This window comes from Asanoa hainanensis, from assembly GCF_900188485.1.
In the GTDB taxonomy this organism is placed as follows: domain Bacteria; phylum Actinomycetota; class Actinomycetes; order Mycobacteriales; family Micromonosporaceae; genus Asanoa; species Asanoa hainanensis.
The window spans coordinates 136,251-151,656 of record NZ_FZPH01000002.1 but is presented as its reverse complement, the minus strand read 5'-3'; the positions used below and the strand labels follow the sequence as shown (position 1 = coordinate 151,656).

General features: G+C 70.8%; 14 protein-coding genes. 5 read left to right on the top strand and 9 right to left on the bottom strand.

Annotation, left to right across the window (positions count from 1 at the left end):
* Positions 1-11: 11 nt before the first annotated feature.
* Positions 12-1,661, bottom strand: coding sequence for an FAD-dependent oxidoreductase (locus CHC05_RS04560; RefSeq protein ID WP_089245014.1), 1,650 nt, complete (start codon positions 1,659-1,661; stop codon positions 12-14).
* Between the two features lie 61 nt (positions 1,662-1,722).
* Between CHC05_RS04560 and CHC05_RS04555 the strand changes: the two genes are divergently transcribed.
* Positions 1,723-2,856 carry an LCP family protein gene (locus CHC05_RS04555; protein ID WP_245870659.1) on the top strand — a complete coding sequence of 378 codons (1,134 nt, stop codon included), beginning with the start codon at positions 1,723-1,725 and terminating at the stop codon, positions 2,854-2,856.
* On the opposite strand, the gene CHC05_RS04550 is transcribed toward CHC05_RS04555, so the two are convergent.
* From CHC05_RS04550 to guaB, 4 genes are read right to left on the bottom strand one after another with little or no spacing between them, the layout of a single operon-like run.
* Positions 2,853-4,256 carry a M1 family metallopeptidase gene (locus CHC05_RS04550; RefSeq protein ID WP_089246075.1) on the bottom strand — a complete coding sequence of 468 codons (1,404 nt, stop codon included), beginning with the start codon at positions 4,254-4,256 and terminating at the stop codon, positions 2,853-2,855. The two genes, CHC05_RS04555 and CHC05_RS04550, sit on opposite strands and share 4 nt — an antisense overlap.
* Before the next feature lie 26 nt (positions 4,257-4,282).
* The gene (locus tag CHC05_RS04545; RefSeq protein WP_089245012.1) at positions 4,283-4,921 is read right to left on the bottom strand and encodes a TMEM175 family protein; all 639 of its coding nucleotides are present in this window, start codon (positions 4,919-4,921) and stop codon (positions 4,283-4,285) included.
* Between the two features lie 17 nt (positions 4,922-4,938).
* Positions 4,939-6,057 carry a GuaB3 family IMP dehydrogenase-related protein gene (locus CHC05_RS04540; protein WP_089245010.1) on the bottom strand — a complete coding sequence of 373 codons (1,119 nt, stop codon included), beginning with the start codon at positions 6,055-6,057 and terminating at the stop codon, positions 4,939-4,941.
* Between the two features lie 9 nt (positions 6,058-6,066).
* Positions 6,067-7,605: an IMP dehydrogenase gene (gene guaB, locus CHC05_RS04535; protein WP_089245008.1), complete on the bottom strand. Its 1,539-nt coding sequence runs from the start codon at positions 7,603-7,605 to the stop codon at positions 6,067-6,069.
* Positions 7,606-7,720: 115 nt separating this feature from the next.
* Here guaB and CHC05_RS04530 point away from each other — a divergent pair, with 115 nt between their 5' ends.
* Positions 7,721-8,146 (top strand): DUF5319 domain-containing protein, encoded by a 426-nt coding sequence (locus CHC05_RS04530; RefSeq protein WP_089245006.1) that lies wholly within the window; start codon positions 7,721-7,723, stop codon positions 8,144-8,146.
* Positions 8,147-8,200: 54 nt separating this feature from the next.
* Here the strand turns inward: CHC05_RS04530 and CHC05_RS04525 are convergent, their stop codons facing one another.
* Entirely contained in the window at positions 8,201-9,025 is an 825-nt protein-coding gene (locus CHC05_RS04525) for a helix-turn-helix transcriptional regulator (RefSeq protein WP_089245004.1), read from the bottom strand.
* Between the two features lie 193 nt (positions 9,026-9,218).
* Here CHC05_RS04525 and CHC05_RS04520 point away from each other — a divergent pair, with 193 nt between their 5' ends.
* Complete coding sequence (locus tag CHC05_RS04520) at positions 9,219-9,629, top strand: WhiB family transcriptional regulator (RefSeq protein ID WP_089245002.1); 411 nt, start codon at positions 9,219-9,221, stop codon at positions 9,627-9,629.
* A gap of 48 nt (positions 9,630-9,677) precedes the next feature.
* Here CHC05_RS04520 and CHC05_RS04515 read toward each other — a convergent pair whose 3' ends face one another.
* From CHC05_RS04515 to groES, 3 genes are all read right to left on the bottom strand, one after another.
* Positions 9,678-11,231, bottom strand: coding sequence for a molybdopterin-dependent oxidoreductase (locus tag CHC05_RS04515; RefSeq protein ID WP_089245000.1), 1,554 nt, complete (start codon positions 11,229-11,231; stop codon positions 9,678-9,680).
* A gap of 80 nt (positions 11,232-11,311) precedes the next feature.
* Entirely contained in the window at positions 11,312-12,949 is a 1,638-nt protein-coding gene (gene groL, locus CHC05_RS04510; protein WP_089244998.1) for a chaperonin GroEL, read from the bottom strand.
* A 78-nt stretch (positions 12,950-13,027) separates the two neighbouring features.
* On the bottom strand, positions 13,028-13,342 hold the full coding sequence (gene groES, locus CHC05_RS04505) for a co-chaperone GroES (RefSeq protein ID WP_089244996.1): 315 nt from the start codon (positions 13,340-13,342) through the stop codon (positions 13,028-13,030).
* 209 nt (positions 13,343-13,551) lie between these two features.
* On the opposite strand from groES, the gene CHC05_RS04500 reads away from it, so the two are divergent.
* Positions 13,552-14,793: a class I SAM-dependent methyltransferase gene (locus CHC05_RS04500; protein ID WP_089244994.1), complete on the top strand. Its 1,242-nt coding sequence runs from the start codon at positions 13,552-13,554 to the stop codon at positions 14,791-14,793.
* A complete protein-coding gene (gene ybaK, locus CHC05_RS04495) occupies positions 14,747-15,199 on the top strand; it encodes a Cys-tRNA(Pro) deacylase (RefSeq protein ID WP_425426706.1) in 453 nt (150 codons plus the stop codon). Before CHC05_RS04500 ends, ybaK begins: the two co-directional genes overlap by 47 nt.
* Positions 15,200-15,406: the final 207 nt, after the last annotated feature.

The window sequence follows — 15,406 nt, the reverse complement described above, 5'->3', positions numbered from 1 at the left end:
CATCTCACGCTTTACTTCAGCGCGCCCGGCGCCGAGGGCGGAACAGCGGGCCGGTCGGGCCAGACCCGGTCGATCGGGGCGTAAGGAGCGCCAACCTCCGGTCGCGGGTCGGCCGCGCCCTTGTTGGGCCAGAACGACAGCGCCCGCTCGGCCAGCGCGGTGATCGTCAGCGACGGGTTGACGCCGAGGTTGGCCGGCACCGCCGCGCCGTCGACCACGTGCAGCCCCGGGTGGCCGTACACCCGTTGGTAGGGGTCGACGACGCCGGACGCGGGCGACGCGCCGATCGCCGCGCCGCCGAGGATGTGCGCGGTGATCGGGATGTCGAACGCCTCGCTCAGCGATCCGCCCGCGACGCCGCCGATCTCCTCCGCCAGCAGCCGGGCCGCGGTGTTGCCCGCCGGCACCCAGGTCGGGTTCGGTGCGCCGTGGCCGGGTGTGGAGACCAGCCGCCCGCGCCGCCAGGCCAGCGTCAGCGAGTTGTCGACCGACTGCATGACCAATGCGATCACGGTGCGCCGGGACCAGTCCCGCACGGACAGCGCGCGCAGGTAGGTCAGCGGCTGCCGGGCCAGCGTCGCCAGCAGCCGCCGGACCCGGTGCGGCCCGCCGTCGACCAACGCCGACTGGAGCAGCCCCATCGAGTTGGAGCCGCGCCCGTAGCGGACCGGTTCGATGTGCGTACGCGCGTCGGGGTGGAACGAGCTCGTGATCGCCGCGCCTTCCGAGTAGTCGACCCGGCTGCGACCCGGCACCGTCGCGCCCAGGATCGACTCGGAGTTGGTGCGCACCAGCGCGCCGAGCCGGGCGGACAACCCGTTCAACGAGGACGCGAACAGCAGCCGGACCGTGCCGAGCGCGCCGGCCGCGAACACCACCTGGTCGGCCTCGACGACGGACCGCCGCCGGCCACCGGTGCGAACGGTGTCGACCGCGTACCCGGAGGCCAGGGGTCGCACGCCGACCACCGTGGTCAGCGGCCGCACCTCGGCGCCCAACCGCTCCGCGAGCCACAGATAGTTCTTCACCAGGCTGTTCTTGGCGCCGTGCCGGCAGCCGGTCATGCAGGCGCCGCAGTGCAGGCAACCGGTGCGCGGCGGCCCGGCCCCACCGAAGTAGGGATCGTCGACGGTCTCGCCCGGCCGGCCGAAGTGGATGCCGACCGGCGTCGGGTGGAACGTCGAGCCGGCACCCATCCGGTCGGCCACCGCGCGCATCGCGCGGTCCGCGGCCGTCGTCAGCGGGTACGTGGCGACGCCCAGCATCCGTTTGGCCTGGTCGTAGTGCGGTGCCAGCTCGGCTTGCCAGTCGGCGATGCCGCGCCACTGCGGGTCGGTGTAGAAGTCGGGCAGCGGCTCGTAGAGCGTGTTGGCGTAGACCAGCGACCCGCCGCCGACGCCGGCGCCGGAGAGCACCAGGACCTTGTCGCCACCGGCCCGCCGGCTGGCCGGACGCAGCACGTCGATCCGCTGGATGCCGAAGCAGCGCAGCCAGGGCGCCCACAGGAACCGCCGCAGCCGCCACGAGGTCGCCGGCAGTTCGTCGTCGGCGAACCGCCGCCCCGCCTCCAGCACGAGGACCGAGTAACCCTTCTCCACCAGGCGCAACGCGGCCACGCTGCCGCCGAAGCCGGAGCCGATGACGACCACGTCGTACCGCATGGCCTCATCATTACCGGCTGGTAGGTATTGCGCCATCGTGAAATCCCGTCATCATTTCGGCGTGACTGGGACGGGGAACGCGGCGCGTGGGTTCTGGCGGCGGCTGAGCGGGCGCAGGCCCGTCCTCCTGGTCGCGGCGGCGGTGGTCGCGGTGCTGCTGGTCGGTGGCGCGGTGTTCGCGGTGACCCGGGGTGACTCGCCACCGCCGGCCGCCGCGCCGACCAACCCGCCGAGCCAGAGCGCGGCACCCACTCCGACCCCGACCCCGACCGTCCAGCCCGGCGCCGACCTGCGCGGGCCGCTCGACCTGCTGCTGGTCGGAGTCGACACCCGGGTCTCGGTGAAGGGCTGGGAGCCGCACGCCGACGCGGTGCTGATCCTGCACGTCAACGCCGACCTCGAGAGCGGCTACCTGTTCTCGCTGCCGCGTGACCTGGTCGTCGACATCCCGGCGTTCCCGAAGTCTGGCTACCGGGGCGGCACGACGAAGCTGACCCACGCGATGAGCTACGGCAGCCGGCGCGGCAAGGGCGAGCCCTCGGCCGCCCAGGGCTTCCAGCTCCTCAGCCAGACGGTCAGCAAGTACACGGGGATCAAGAAGTTCCACGCCGGCGCGATCCTCAACTTCGGTGGCTTCGCCAAGCTGGTCGACGAGCTCGGCGGTGTCGACATGTACGTGGACCAGAAGGTGGTCTCGAAGCACCGCCAGCCGAACGGCAAGGCGCGGACGCTGCGCGGCGGCGACTATGTCGGACCGCAGGCGACGTACAACCCGGGCAACCGGCACTTCGTCGGCTGGCAGGCGATCGACTACGCGCGGCAGCGCTACACGGCCGGCGGCGACTACACCCGGCAGCGCCACCAGCAGCAGCTGATCAAGGCGATCCTGGCGAAGGCGCTGTCCACCGGTCTGCCGACGGACGCTTCCGCGATCGAGCGGCTGTTCAAGGCGCTGGGCAGCTCGGTCGACGTGATCGCCGGCGAGCGCACCCCGGTCGAGTACGGCTTCGCCCTCTCCAAGCTGCGCCCGGAGACGCTGACGCTGGTCTCCCTGCCGGGCGGCGGCGTGGGCAGCGGCAGCGGCTACCGCGGCGAGCAGCTCACCTCGGTCGGCAAAGGCTTCATCACGCAGCTCCGGGCGGGCAAGGCGGACGCGTACCTCAAGGCCAACCCGAAGCTGGTCGTGAAGCGTTAGGTGCCCGGCTTCGGGGGCGCCGTCTTCGAGGTCAGCCACGTCATCAGGAACTCGCGCAGCGGCTTGCCCGCGACGCGCTCGGCCAGCGCGATGAACTCGTCGGTGGTCGCGGTGGCGTTGCGCTTCTGGCTCGTCCACTCCTGGAGGATCCGGAAGAACGCATCGTCGCCGACCTCGAGCCGCAGCGCGTGCACGGTCAGCCCGCCGCGGACGTAGACCGAGTTGCCGAACAGCCCCGTGCGGCCGGGGTCGTACGTCGGGTCGGTCCAGGTGACACTGTCGTACGCCCGGTCGAACGAGGTCTGGACCGGTGTGCCGGTGTCGTGCTCGGCCCACAGCCACTCGGCGTAGGTCGCGAAGCCCTCGTTGAGCCAGATGTCCTTCCAGGCCTTGATCGACACGCTGTCGCCGAACCACTGGTGTGCGAGCTCGTGCGCCACCACCCACTCGTTGGTCGCGGTGCCGAAGAACGAGTCGCTGTAGACCGGGCGGGACTGGGTCTCCAGCGCGTACCGGATCCGGTTGTCGACGACCACGATGCCGCCGTACGAGTCGAAGGGGTACGGCCCGAACTGGGTGGCCAGGAAGTCGGCGACCTCGCCGGTGCGGGCCATCGCCTTGTCGGCGTTGGAGTCCTTGGGCAGCCCGGCGTCGACGGCCGTCACCAGCGGCTTGCCCTGGTGCGTGCCGGTGGTGACCCGGTAGTTGCCGATCACCACGGTCGACAGGTAGCTGGCCATCGGCTCGGTCTCGGTCCACCGCCAGGTGGTCCAGCCGTCCTGCTCGGTCTTCTCCCCCGGCACGCCGTTGCTCAGGGCGGAGACGCTCGACGGGACGGTCATCTCCAACGCCCAGGTCGCCTTGTCGGCGGGGTGGTCGTTGACCGGGTACCAGCTGCTGGCCGACTCGGGCTGGCCGAGCGCGATCGAGCCGGTCGAGGTAGCCAGCCAGCCGCCGGTGCCGAGCTCGGGGCTGGTGATCGGCTGCGGCACGCCCGCGTACGTCACGGCGGTCGTGAAGGTGCTGCCCTTGCGCAGGCCGGCCTTCGGCGTGACGACCAGCTCGTCGGTCTCGCGCTTCTGCTCGGCGGCGGCACCGTCCACGGTGACCGCCGAGACCTCGGGGCCGCGGAAGTCCAGGTTGAACCGGGACAGGTTCTGCGTCGCCGTCGCGGTGATCGTCGTGGTGCCTTCGAGGCGGTCGCTGGCCGGGTCGTAGCGCAGCGCCAGCGCGTAGTTGGTGACGTCGTAGCCACCGTTGCCGTACGTCGGGAAGTAGGGGTCGCCGATGCCGGCGGCGCCGGGGGCGAAACCCTCGTCGGCCGAACCGGAGTCGGTGCAGGCGGCCGCACCGCCGATGGTCAGGACCGTCAGGACGGCGAGCGCCGATCGCCTGATCATCATCACCAGAGCCTAATCTTCGGTAGTCACGGACGCGTATCGCGACGCTCGTACTTGCCGCTGAACCGCTGCACCACGGCCAGCAGGACCAGGGACACCAGCCCGACCTCGCGGTTGACCAGCGTGAGCAGGATGGCCAGGGCGAACACCGCGGTGGTGCCGACGGTCGGCAGGAGCTGGTCGCGCAGCGTGCGGCGGTCCTCGCCGTGCCGCAGCGCCGGGTGCACGGCGACGTACCAGGCCTGGAACAGCATCAGCAGGCCGATGCCGAGGAGCACGAGCAGGTAGAAGATCGCCGCACCGTCGTTCGTGGCCTCCTCGGTGAAGAGGCGGGCGGTCGGGTACGGCAGGAAGACGATCAGCAACAGCCAGAAGGTGTTGATCGTGAGCAGCTTCTCGTCGTAGTCCACGAGGTACTCCCACAGCCTGCGGTGGGCGCCCCAGAACTGCGCGATCACCAGGAACGAGACCAGGAAGCCGAGGATCTCCGGCGAGAAGCGGTCGAGCTGGTGTACGACCGGCTCGTCCGGGTTGTCCGTGGCGATGTCGACCAGCGGCAGCACGAGCAGGGTGAGCGCGATCGACATGACGGCGTCGCTGAACGAGATGGCGCGGTCGAGTCCCCGACCGCGCCGTTCCCGTATGTCGTCCGCCGATTCGGACATAAACCCCAGTATGGGGTCTAGCGGTCGATGACCAGGCCGACCTTCTGGAACTCCTTGAGGTCGCGGTAGCCGCACTTGGCCATCGCGCGCTTGAGGCCGCCGAACAGGTTGAGCTGGCCGTCCGGGTCGTCGGCGGGGCCGTAGAGGAGCTGCTCCAGGCTGCCCAGCGGCGGCCCGGCGACACCGAAGGCGCCGCGTGGAAGCTTCGGGTGGCTGGACACCGAGTGCCACCAGGCACCGTTGGCCGGCGCCTCGGCGGCCTGGGTGAGCGGCTCGCCGAGCATCACCGCGTCGGCACCGCAGCCGAGCGCCTTGGCGATGTCGCCGGAGCTCTGCACGTCGCCGTCGGCGATCAGGTGCACGTAGCGACCGCCGGTCTCGTCGAGGTAGTCGCGGCGGGCCGCGGCCGCGTCGGCGATCGCGGTGGCCATGGGCACCCGGATGCCGAGCACGGTGTCGGTGGTCGACCACTCGTCGGCGCCCACCCCGACGATCACGCCGGCGGCGCCGGTGCGCATCAGGTGCAGGGCCGTCTTGTAGTCGGTGCAACCGCCGACGATGACCGGCAGGTCGAGGTCGGCGATGAACTCCTTGAGGTTCAGCGGCTCGTCGGTGGTCGAGACGTGCTCGGCCGAGACCAGCGTGCCCTGGATGACCAGGATGTCGACGCCCGCGTCGAGGATCACCGGCGCCAGCGCGAGGGTGTGCTGCGGCGACACCCGCACCGCGACGGTGACACCGCCCTCACGGATCTCGCGGACCCGCTCCACGATCAGCTCGGGCCGGATCGGCTCGGCGTAGACCTCCTGCAGCCGGCGGGTCGCCGGGGAGTCCTCGTCGAGGGCGGCCAGCTCGTCGAGGATCTTGCGCGGGTCCTCGTAGCGGGTCCACAGTCCCTCGACGTTGAGCACGCCGAGACCACCGAGCTGGCCGAGAGCCACGGCGGAGGCCGGGCTCATCGTCGCGTCGCTCGGGTGCCCCACGCAGGGGATCTTGAAGGGGTACGCGTCGAGCTGCCACGCGGTCGACACGTCGTCGACGTCGCGGGTGCGACGGCTGGGCACGATCGCGATGTCGTCCAGGTGATAGCCGCGCTGCGCGGTCTTCCCCAATCCGATCTCGACCACGTCACGCACGGAGACTCCTTATCGGGAGTGGTAGTTGGGTGCCTCGACGGTCATCTGGATGTCGTGCGGGTGGCTCTCCTTGAGCCCGGCCGCGGTGATCCGGATGAGCTGGCCCCGGCGGTGCATCTCGGTGATGTCCTCCGCGCCCACGTAGCCCATGGCCGCCCGGAGGCCGCCGATGAGCTGGTGCGCCACCTGGGACAGCGGGCCGCGGTAGGGTACCTGACCCTCGACGCCTTCCGGCACCAGCTTGTCCTCGGACAGCACGTCGTCCTGGAAGTAGCGGTCCTTGGAGTAGGACCGGCCCTGGCCACGCGACTGCATCGCGCCCAGCGAGCCCATCCCCCGGTACGACTTGAACTGCTTGCCGTTGATGAAGATCAGCTCGCCGGGGCTCTCCTCGCACCCGGCCAGCAGGCTGCCCAGCATCACCGAGTGGGCGCCGGCCACGATCGCCTTGGCGATGTCGCCGGAGAACTGGATGCCACCGTCGGCGATCACCGGCACGCCGGCCGGGCGGGCCGCCCGGGTGGCCTCCATGATCGCGGTGATCTGCGGGACGCCGACGCCGGCGACGACCCGGGTGGTGCAGATGGCGCCCGGACCGATGCCGACCTTGACCGCGTCGGCGCCGGCGTCGATGTGCGCCTTGGCACCCGCGTACGTCGCGACGTTGCCGCCCACGACCTCGACCGAGGTCTCCCGCTTGAGCCGGGCGACCATCTCCAGCACGTTGCGGCTGTGGCCGTGCGAGCTGTCGACCATCAGCACGTCGACACCGGCGTCGATGAGCAGGCGCGCGCGCTTGTAGGCCTCGTCGCCGACGCCCACCGCGGCGGCGACCCGCAGCCGGCCGGCGTCGTCCTTGGTGGCGTTGGGGAACTGCTCGCTCTTGGTGAAGTCCTTGACGGTGATCAGCCCGCGCAGCCGGCCGGTCTCGTCGACCAGCGGGAGCTTCTCGATCTTGTGCTGGCGCAGCAGGTCGAGCGCCTCGTCCTTGGTCACGCCGACGCGCGCCGTGACGAGCGGCATCCGGGTCATGACCTCGTGCACGGGGGTGTTGCCGTTGGTGACGAAGCGCATGTCGCGGTTGGTGACTATCCCGACCAGCGCGCCGCCGTTGTCGACCACCGGGACACCGGAGATGCGGTAGCGCCCGCAGAGCGCGTCGACGTCGCGGATGGTGTCGTCGGGGCTGCAGGTCACCGGGTTGGTGATCATGCCGGCCTCGGAGCGCTTGACCAGGTCGACCTGGAGCGCCTGGTCCTCCATCGACAGGTTGCGGTGCAGCACGCCGATGCCACCGTTGCGGGCCATCGCGATGGCCATGCGGGCCTCGGTCACGGTGTCCATCGCACTGGACATCAGGGGAATGCCGAGACGCACGTTGCGGGTGAGCATGGTGCCGGTCTCGACCTGGCTCGGCACGACGTCGCTCTCACCCGGTTGCAGCAGGACGTCGTCGAAGGTCAGACCGAGCGGCACGGTCGCCGCGGAGCCCGCTCCCGGGTCTCCGAAGGTGCCGACCGGCAGGTCGTTGACGGGCGAGTTGTCCATGGTTTGTCCCCTCAGCGGCGCGATACGCCATGCTACCCGCGCGCGAGCGCGGCCCGGCCGGCGCGCCCCGCTCCGGGCAGGCGCGATGGGCCGGAAAACGACTACGGTGGGAAGGGTGAACGACGAGCCCATCGATCCGTTCAAGGACGACCCCGCCGCGGGCCTGTCCGACGACGCGGGCGACGACGACCCGACTCTCGACCCATTGACCGAGGTCGAGCGGCAGGACGTGCTCGAAGACCTGGCCGATCTCGAGGTTTACCAGGCGCTGCTTGGTCCGGTCGGGATTCGCGGGCTGGTCATCGAGTGTGAAGACTGCCACGAACCCCACTATTTCGACTGGGACCTGCTCCGCGGCAACCTGCGCCACCTGCTGAGCTCCGGCCGGCCCAGGGTGCACGAGCCTGCCTACGATCCCGATCCCGACCACTACGTCACCTGGGAATACGCCAAGGGTTACGCCGACGGCGTGCACGACACCCTGGCCGACGAAGCCGACGATCCCGAGCTACCCGGCGGACCGGGCAGCCCGGGATCGTAAGTCGCCTCACACCTGACCGGCCAAGGAGAGGGGTGCGGCCGGTCGGTGCGTGAGTCAGGCCACGAGGCCCGATCGGAAGCCGGCGGCAACGGCGTGCGCACGGTCGCGCGCGCCCAGCTTCCGGAACAGCCGCCTGGCGTGGGTCTTCACCGTGTCCTCCGACACGAACAACTCACGCCCGATCTCGGCATTGCTCTTCCCGTCGGCCATGCCGCGAAGCACCTGGAGCTCCCGCTCGGTGAGCGCGGCTCGCCGGGTGACCGGCTCCTCGCGCGCGCCGTAGCGGTTGACCGGGTCCGGCTGGCCGCCGAAATAACGACCCTCTTCGGCGTTGTCGCGGACGTCCATGCCAGGGCCAAGATCGCCACGTTGCACCGGGACGACGGCGGTCGACTCGGCGAGGCCGATCTGTGGATGTCCGGCACCCACGCCGGCCTGCATCCGCATCGGCCCGGCGTTGCGGGTGGCCGCGCCGGCGAGACCGCCGACTGCCGCGCCGGCCGGCACCCGGCCGGCGACGCAGAGCAGCAGCACGGCCTTGGCCACGACACTGACCAGATCCTGGTCACCGCCCTGGATCAAGGCTCGGGCTCCGGCGTTGACGGCGGCGGCCGCGATCCTCGGGTCCTCCGACCCGAAGAGCACGATCGTCGCCCCCGGCGCCCGGCCCAGCACGCGCTGGGTGAATCCGACGGTGTCCGGTCTGGTGACGGCGGTGTCCGCGAGCACCACATCAGCGGGGCGCTCGGCGAGACGGAGCAATACCTCGGGCTCGGATACCGCAGTTCTGACGGCGCCGGCTACTCCGAGCCGGGCCGCTGCCGCATTGACGTTCTGCGCGGCCTGCGATGTCCGAACGCAAACGAGGACAGTACGCACGGTGGTCCTCCTCTCCTCATAGAAGAGGACCACGCAGCGCTGAGATCATTACGGCGTTTCAGTGGAAAGAACAGGAAAGTTCCGGACAGTTCGCCACGCCGATGCGATAGGTGCGTGCAACGAATCGATCAGGCACGTGTGAGTTCACACCGCCTGGGGTAGTGACACCCCTAGTCCAGAAGGAGGGGTGCCGATGTCCAACGTTCGAAGGCTGCCCGGTCCCATCGACGAGCGTTGGGACTGGCAGCGGCTGGGTGCCTGCCGGGGCCGTGACAGTGCACAGTTCTTCCATCCCGACGGGGAGCGCGGGTCGTCCCGCAACCGTCGTGAGCTCAAGGCCAAGCAGGTGTGCGGCACCTGCCCGGTGCGCGCCGAGTGCGCCGCGCACGCCCTGTCGGTGCGTGAGCCCTACGGCGTCTGGGGCGGTTTCAGCGAGTCCGAACGGCTCCGCCTGCTGGCGATGGGCTGGGAGGACCTGGCCGACCGCCGGCAGACCCGGGTCGACGTCGAACGGCTCGAGGCCCGCCTCGGCCGCCCGCACAAGTCAGCGGTGCCGGCCGCGCTCCGGCCGTCCCCCGCGCCGGCCCAGCGCCGAGCAAGCTGACCTCTCCATTCTTCCGGTCCGGGACCCCGCGTGGTCCCGGACCGCTGTTCATCCGACGGTGACAGCGACGGTGTGGTAGCCGGTCGCCCCGTCCGGTAGCACGTCCGCCGGCTGCGAGGTCTGCGTCTCTCCGGTCTTGTCGGTGGCTCGTACGCGGAGCTCGTGGTCGCCGCTCGTGGCGTCCCAGTTCCACGACCACTGCACCCAGGTGTCGTCGGAGACCGCGCGGGCCAGCCGGGCCTCCTGCCAGGGTTGCTGGTCGACCTGCACCTCTACCTTTTCGATGCCACGGTGCTGCGCCCACGCGACGCCGGCGACGGTGACCGGGCCCGGCCGCAACCCGTTGCGGCCCCGTGGGGTATCGATCCGGGACTGGGTCTTGATCGGACCCTTGGCCGACCAGCCGCGCGGCACCCAGTAGGCGTCGTAGTCGGCGAAGCTGGTCAGCTCCAGCTCCACGACCCATTTGGTGGCGGAGACGTAGCCGTACAGGCCGGGCACGACGACGCGTACCGGGAAGCCGTGCTCGATCGGCAGCGGCGCGCCGTTCATGCCGACGGCGAGCATCGCGTCACGGCCGTCGCGCATGACCTCGGTCGGCGTGCCGCAGGTCCAGCCGTCGGCCGAGCGACCGACCACCTGGTCCGCGCCGTCGAGCGGCTGCGCTTCGTCCAGGAGCTGCTTCAGGGGTACGCCGAGCCAGCGCGCGTTGCCGATCAGGTCGCCACCGACCTCGTTGGACACGCAGGCCAGGGTGACGTAGCGCTCGATCATCGGCCGGGCCAGCAGCTCGGCGTAGGTCAGCCGGACCTCCTTGCGCACCCGGCCGTGGATCCGCAGCGTCCAGTCCGTCGGGTCGACCTGCGGCACGACGAGCGCGGTGTCGATGCGGTAGAACGCCTCGTTCGGGGTGACGTAGGAGGACAGGTCGGCCAGCCGCAGGTCCGCACCGGCCGGCACCTCGGGCGCGGGGGTGGCCGGAGCCGGCAACCGCACCTCGGCGCGCGCCGTCGAGACGCTGCGCCGGGTCGAGAGCCAGCGCCCGGCGAAGCCGAGTGCGACCGCACCGGCGATGAACAGCAGGCCGCCGCGCAGGAACCTGCGTCGGCCGGCGAGCGCCTCTTCTTCCTCCTGCACACTCGGCGCGACCAGTTCGGTCACCTCGGCCGGGGCCAGCGGGCCGACCACGAGCAACCAGAGGGTGGCTCCCGCGGCGGCCGCACCGAGCAGGGAAGGCAGCGCGGCTGCGACGCCCGCGTCCGGGCGGGTCAGCGCGGCGGCGACGCCGACCGCGGCGAACACGCCGATGCCCGCGAAGCCGGCCCACAGCCACCGGACGGAGAGCGCGCCGATCACGGCGGCGAACAGGCAGAGCAACACCGCGGTGCCGACCAGCAGGGCGGTCTTGTCGTGTACGCCGAACAGCGTGATCGCGAACTGCTTGAGGGACTCCGGAACGTGGTCGACGACCACGCCACCGACGGCGACCAGCGGGGCGCTGCGCGACCCGGTCACCACGGCGACCACCTCGGCCAGGCCGAGCGCGACGGCGGCGGCCGCTACCCCGGCCAGCGCACCGAACTTCCACGACTTGCGTGTCACGCCCGCAAGTGTGCTCCACGAAAAAGACCGCGCGGCCGGGGTTCCCCCCGACCGCGCGGACCGTAATCAATTCGTCAGACTCAGAAGCCCGGGCCGTGCTGGTGGCCGTGACCGTGGCCGTGACCGCCCTCGGCGGGCTCCGCCTTCTCCGGCTTCTCGACCACCAGGCTCTCGGTGGTGAGCAGCAGGCCGGCGATCGACGCGGCGTTGAGCACCGCGTTGCGGGTCACCTTGACCGGGTCGATGATGCCGGCCTTGGCCAGGTCGACGAACTCGCCGGTCGCGGCGTTGAGGCCGTTGCCCCACGCCTTGTCGCGGACCTTCTCGACGATGACGTAGCCGTCGTGGCCGGCGTTCTCGGCGATCCAGCGCAGCGGCTCGACGAGCGCCTTGCGGACGATCGAGACACCGGTCTTCTGGTCGCCGGTCAGGCCCAGGTCGCCGTCGAGCACGGAGAGGATCTGCACCAGGGCGGCGCCGCCGCCGGGGACGGTGCCCTCCTCGACCGCGGCCTTGGTCGCCGCGATGGCGTCCTCGATGCGGTGCTTGCGCTCCTTGAGCTCCACCTCGGTGGCGCCGCCGGCCTTGATCACCGCGATGCCGCCGGACAGCTTGGCCAGCCGCTCGGCCAGCTTCTCCTTGTCCCAGTCGGAGTCGGAGGCCTCGATCTCCTTGCGGATCTGGGAGACCCGCTCGGCGACCTCGGTGCTGCTGCCGCCGCCGTCGATGACGGTGGTGTTGTCCTTGTCGATGACGATGCGCCGGGCCGAGCCGAGCTGGTCGATGCCGACCTGGTCGAGCTTGTAGCCGAGCTCGGGGGCGATCACCTCGCCACCGGTCAGGATCGCCATGTCCTGCAGCATCGCCTTGCGGCGGTCACCGAAGCCCGGCGCCTTGACGGCGGCGATCTTCAGCGTCTTGCGCACCGCGTTGACCGCGAGCGTCGCGAGCGCCTGGCCCTCGACGTCTTCGGCCACGAGCAGCAGCGGCTTGCCGGTCTGGACGACCTTCTCCAGCAGCGGGAGCAGCTCCTCGACCGCGGAGATCTTCTGGGTGGTGATCAGGATGTACGGGTCGTCGAGGACCGCCTCCTGCGCCTCCGCGTCGGTCACGAAGTGCGGGGAGATGAAGCCCTTGTCGAACTGCAGACCCTCGGTCACCTCGAGCTCGGTGGCCAGCGTCGAGCCCTCCTCGACGGTGATGACACCGTCGCGGCCGACCTTCTCCATCGCCTCGGAGATCAGCTCGCCGATGGTGGCGTCCTGAGCCGAGATGGTGGCGACGTTGGCGATGGAGCCCTTGGTGTCGACGTCGGCGGCCTTGCCCAGCAGGGCCTCGGACACCGCGTTGGCGGCGGCGTCGATGCCACGCTTGAGGTCGCTCGGGCTCGCACCGGCGGCGACGTTGCGCAGGCCCTCACGGACCATGGCCTGGGCCAGCACGGTCGCGGTGGTGGTGCCGTCACCAGCCACGTCGTTGGTCTTGGTCGCCACCTCCTTGACGAGCTGCGCGCCCAGGTTCTCGTAGGGGTTGGTGAGCTCGATCTCCTTGGCGATGGTCACGCCATCGTTGGTGATCGTCGGAGCGCCGAACTTCTTGTCGAGGACGACGTTGCGCCCGCGCGGGCCGAGGGTGACCTTGACCGTGTCAGCGAGGGTGTTGACGCCGTGCTCGAGCAGGTGTCGCGCGTCGTCCGAGAAGCTCAGGATCTTCGCCATTTATGTCCCTTCGAACGCACGACGCCCCGGCCCGGGCAGAACCGGTCCGGGGCGCCACGCACTTCAGCTTGTGATCAGTTACTTCTCGATGACCGCGAGGACGTCGCGGGCGGAGAGCACCAGGTACTCCTCGCCGGCGTACTTGACCTCGGTGCCGCCGTACTTCGAGTAGATCACCGTGTCGCCGACCTTGACGTCAACCGGAACGCGGTTGCCGTTGTCGTCGACCCGGCCCGGGCCGACGGCCTTGACGGTGCCCTCTTGCGGCTTCTCCTTGGCGGTGTCGGGGATCACGATGCCCGACGCCGTGGTCGTCTCAGCCTCGTTGGCCTGGACGAGAATCCGGTCCTCGAGAGGCTTGATCGCAACCTTGGTCGCGGTAGTCACGGGCATACCCTCCTGGGGTATCAGGTTCGTAGCCGGCCGAGAATCCGACCGGCGCCAATTTGCCTCATGCCACCAGGGCGGGACCGTCGTCGCGGGTGCCGGACCTGCCTGGCGTTGTTGGCACCCTCAGACTGAGAGTGCTAATCGCAGGTTATTCCGCGACTAGCACTCCGTCAAGGAGAGTGCCAACGCGCCACACCCGGGAGAATCACTTCGTGGACCTGCACGACCTGCGTACCCCCGACGGCGAAGCCGCCCTGGCCGCGGCGACCGACCTGGCCGGAGGCGACCCGCTCGCCGCAGCCGCCGCGCTGCGCTCCGCGGGTGTGCCGCCCGACCTCGCGGCCGCCGCACTCACCCAGGCCACGCTACGCCGGCAGGCGGTGGCCAAGTTCGGTGCCTCGGCGAGCGGCATGTTCTTCACCCGGGCCGGGCTGGAACAGGCGACCCGGTCGGTGGTCGCGCGGCGGCGTTCGGCGCGGCTGGTCGCGGCCGGGGTCCGGTCGCTGGCCGACCTGGGGTGCGGGATCGGCGCCGACTCGCTGGCCGCCGCCCGGGCCGGCCTCCGGGTCGTCGGTGTCGAGCTGGACCCGGCCACGGCGGCGGTCGCGGCCGCCAACGGTGCTGGCCTGTTCTCGGTGGTCCAGGGTGATGCCACGACGTTCGACGTGAGCGGGTTCGACGCGGTGTTCTGCGACCCGGCCCGGCGGTCCTCCGGTGGGCGGCGGGTGTTCGACCCTTCCGCGTATTCACCGTCCTGGGATTTCGTCTCCGGGCTCGCCGCCCGTTTCCCCCGGGTGGCGGTCAAGGTGGCGCCGGGGTTCGACCATGCCCGGGTGCCGGCGGGGGCGGAGACGGAGCTCGTCAGCGTCGACCGGGATGTGGTCGAGGCCACGCTGTGGTGCGGGGCACTGGCCGAGGTGCCACGGCGGGCGACGGTGTTGCGGGCGGGGGTGGCGCACTCTCTGACCGGGTCGGGTCTTTCCGCGGCGCCGGTCGGGCCGGTCGGCGGCTATCTCTACGACCCCGACGGCGCGGTGGTCCGGGCCGGGCTGGTGGCCGAGTTCGCCTCGACGGTCGGGGGTCGCCTCGGTGACCCGACCATCGCTTATGTGTGGGCCGACGCACCCGTACCGACGTCGTTGGGTCGGTGTTTCGCGGTGACCGACGTGGTGCCGTTCTCGCTGAAGCGGCTCCGCACGTTGCTGCGGTCCCGCGACGTAGGAACGGTCGAGATCCTCAAGCGCGGATCGGCGCTGGATCCCGCCCAGTTCCGGCGGGACCTCCGGCTGGCGGGACAGGCATCGATCTCGCTGCTGCTGACCCGGGTCGCGGGTGCACCAGTGGCCGTGCTGGCCACACCGATAACCTTCGAAGGTGGCCAAGAAAGCGCAGGGAACCCCGGCGACGGTGGTGCTGACCCGCGAGAAGGTCCCGTTCACGACGCATCCGTATGAGGTCGACCCGAAGACGTCGGGATACGGCGAGGCGGTAGCGGCGGCGCTGGGCCTCGAGCCGGCGCGCGTCTTCAAGACCTTGATCGCGACGGTCGACGGCCAGTTGGGCGTCGGGGTGGTGCCGGTGGCCCGGACCCTCGACCTCAAGGCGTTGGCTTCGGCGCTGGGTGGGAAGCGGGCCGCCATGGCCGAGCCCGCGGCGGCGGAGCGGGCTACTGGTTATGTCACCGGTGGAATCTCGCCGCTCGGCCAGCGCTCGCGCCTGCCTGTGGTCCTGGACGACTCGGCCATGGCCTTCGAGACGATCTTCGTGTCGGCCGGGAAGCGAGGGTTGCAGCTCGAACTCTCCCCGGCTGATCTGGTCCATCTCACTGGGGCTGCGGTGGCGGCGATCGCCACAAGCTGATTGGGCGTGGGGCGTCCGGGTGGCTCGGCCAGGGCTTGGTTCTGTGGTCCTGTTTCCGGGGCTTTGCCCCGGTCCCGGCCCGAGCTGCGGGGACCCAGGGGGAGGGAGGGGCGGACGCTCGCGCAAGGCCGCGACGGTGACCAGCTCCCCAGAAACGGCGAAAGCCCCCGGCGGCCGGAGCCGTCGGGGGCTTTCTTGGCTGATCGG

Bases quoted from the DNA above. Each gene is read 5' to 3' on its own strand.
- guaB (WP_089245008.1), bottom strand. From the start codon at position 7,605: ATGGACAACTCGCCCGTCAACGACCTGCCGGTCGGCACCTTCGGAGAC.
- CHC05_RS04520 (WP_089245002.1), top strand. From the start codon at position 9,219: ATGTCCAACGTTCGAAGGCTGCCCGGTCCCATCGACGAGCGTTGGGAC.
- CHC05_RS04550 (WP_089246075.1), bottom strand. From the start codon at position 4,256: ATGATCAGGCGATCGGCGCTCGCCGTCCTGACGGTCCTGACCATCGGC.
- CHC05_RS04560 (WP_089245014.1), bottom strand. From the start codon at position 1,661: ATGCGGTACGACGTGGTCGTCATCGGCTCCGGCTTCGGCGGCAGCGTG.
- CHC05_RS04545 (WP_089245012.1), bottom strand. From the start codon at position 4,921: ATGTCCGAATCGGCGGACGACATACGGGAACGGCGCGGTCGGGGACTC.
- groL (WP_089244998.1), bottom strand. From the start codon at position 12,949: ATGGCGAAGATCCTGAGCTTCTCGGACGACGCGCGACACCTGCTCGAG.
- groES (WP_089244996.1), bottom strand. From the start codon at position 13,342: ATGCCCGTGACTACCGCGACCAAGGTTGCGATCAAGCCTCTCGAGGAC.